The 2,196-nt window shown below is 70.0% G+C and carries 2 protein-coding genes; both read right to left on the reverse strand.

Annotation, left to right across the window (positions count from 1 at the left end):
* The coding region (locus IVW53_15785; protein MBF6607024.1) for a DDE-type integrase/transposase/recombinase at window positions 1-1,326 on the reverse strand (1,326 nt) is incomplete at its 3' end.
* Between the two features lie 46 nt (window positions 1,327-1,372).
* Window positions 1,373-1,957: a hypothetical protein gene (locus IVW53_15790; protein MBF6607025.1), complete on the reverse strand. Its 585-nt coding sequence runs from the start codon at window positions 1,955-1,957 to the stop codon at window positions 1,373-1,375.
* Window positions 1,958-2,196 lie beyond the last annotated feature (239 nt).

Genomic DNA, 2,196 nt, shown 5'->3' on the forward strand with positions numbered 1-2,196 from the left:
GTTGGCGATGGTGTTGTTGGCGATGGCCTCGGCCAGGGTGAGCTGGGAGTAGTTGATGGAGGTGGCGAGCTCGGCGTCCCGTCGGTCGGCCAGCAGGCCGAGATAGTCGATGCCGGTGGGCGATGGGGCGGGTGCAGCCTCGGGTCGGGCCTGGGGATGGGAGTGCCGGCCGATGGAATGAGGCAGCCCCTGGCCCATCGACCGGCCCTGGAAGCGGATCTCCACGGACTCCATGTCGAAGGGGTCGAAGACCACCTCGACCCGGGACCCCACCAGGGCGGCGTCGACCTCGAAGGTGTTGCCGAAGAGGGAGACGGTGGCCGTCTTGGTGACCATACGGACCTCGGACCAGAGGAACGCCTCGTGGAGGGCGGCCGGGGTCGGGAGGGTCGGAGGGCCACCGGCCAGCAGCCGGTCGATGGGCGCCTCGCCGGTCTCGGAGTGGACCCTCCGGTGATAGACGGTCTCCACCCAGGCGGCAAAGCGCCGGTTGAGCTCGGCCAGGCCGCCGGGAGGGTTGGCCTCGACCTCGACGAGGAACTGGATGCGAACGGTCTGGAAGACCCGCTCGATCTTCCCCCGGCCCTCTGGTCGTCCCGGCTTGGAGTGGATGAGACGCACCCCGAGGCTGGCGCAGGCCCGGAGCAGCTGGCGCGACACCATGGCCGAGCCGTTGTCCAGGTACACAGAAGTGGGGATCCCCCGTGACGCCAGTGCGGACCGGAAGGCCGCCTCCAGCCGGACGGTGTCCTCGGAGTGTCCCCACCGATAGCCGACGAGGGCCCGGGAGTGGTCGTCGATGAAGGCGAACAGGTAGGTCTTCCGCTCGGCGATCACCGGGCCGTGGAGGGCGTCCCCGGTCCAGAGCTCGCCCGGTGCCGTGGCCTCGAAGCGACCGAACGCAGACGGGGGCGATCCGTCGGGCCGGGTGTTGAGCCCGAGGCGGGCGAGGTGACGCTGGACGGTGCGCTCGGAGGGACCGTCCCCCTCGGCGGTGCGGATGATCTGGGCCACCTGGGCTGCGGTCCGGCGGGGCACCTCCCGCTTGAGCGACTCGGCCAGGTCCAACAACCGCTGCTGGGTGACCGGCTCGCCCGTCCGGGGGTCAGGGGCCAGGGCGTCGAAGCCACCTGACCGGTAGTCCCGGATCCAGCGGTCGATGGTGCCCCTCGACACCCCGAGGCCCTGTCCGTCCGGGCCGGTGTGCACACGGGCGGCCAGCTCGCGGACCAGTTGGCCCCGCTGGCGGATGGTGAGCGACGGATCGGCCGCCTCTCGGATCAGTGAATAACGGAACAGCGCCACGTTGCGTTGCCGCTCGTTCATGGGGGGTCTTCCTCCTCGTGTTGGGCGAAGAGATGACCTTCGTCGCTCACATCGGCGGCCGAAAGAGTGCGCTCGTGTTGCCGAGCAGGCCGCCGCCGGTGACGAACGAGGCCATGGACCACACCGGGCGGGGCCCGAACCGGCGAACCGCCACCATCCCGAGCACGCCGATGGCCGACACGGCATCAGAGAAGTCAGACCCACCAGCCGTCCGATCGTCATGGGTGGGGTCGACCTCATGGGCCCAGCGGGTGAAGTGCTCCCGGACCTCGTCGGCCCGGGAGGCGAACCGACGGAGCCATCCCCGCACCGTCGACGCCGGACGTCGGAGGGCTCGAGCGATACGACGGTGGCCGTCCCCCCGGGCCTTGGCGGTGAGCGCCATCCCGATCACCTCGGCACCGTCCCGCCGGCGCACCAGGGTGTCCTCGTGGACCAGGACGTGGGTGGACGAACACGATCGACAGATCGAGCGGCGGAAGCGACGCCGTTCCGTGCCCTCCACCAGGCGGACATCACGCTCGATGCCGTGGCCCCAGGGCCGCAGGCTGGATCCGCAGTTCGGGCAGCTCAGGCGCCCTTCCACCAGGTCCGCCTCGACGGCGGCCTCGTCAGTCCCTACGATGATCACAGCGGAGCTCCGGCTTCGTCAGGAAGAGCCCTCTCGCGATCCGTCGAAAGATTTAGCGAGGGGGCTCTTACGCGTTCAGTTCGCGCTCACGCTGCCCGCTGCGTGCCCTCCTCGGCAAGACCGCCACCGCTCGAGTCCGTCCCCGCTGTCCGTGGCGCCGCCAGGCTGGCCACCAATCCGTGCTCACGTTCGGTGGCGTCAGACCGCCTGTTGGTGCTCAATCAACGTGGCGCTCAACA

This window comes from Chloroflexota bacterium (assembly GCA_015478725.1).
Taxonomy (GTDB): domain Bacteria; phylum Chloroflexota; class Limnocylindria; order Limnocylindrales; family CSP1-4; genus C-114.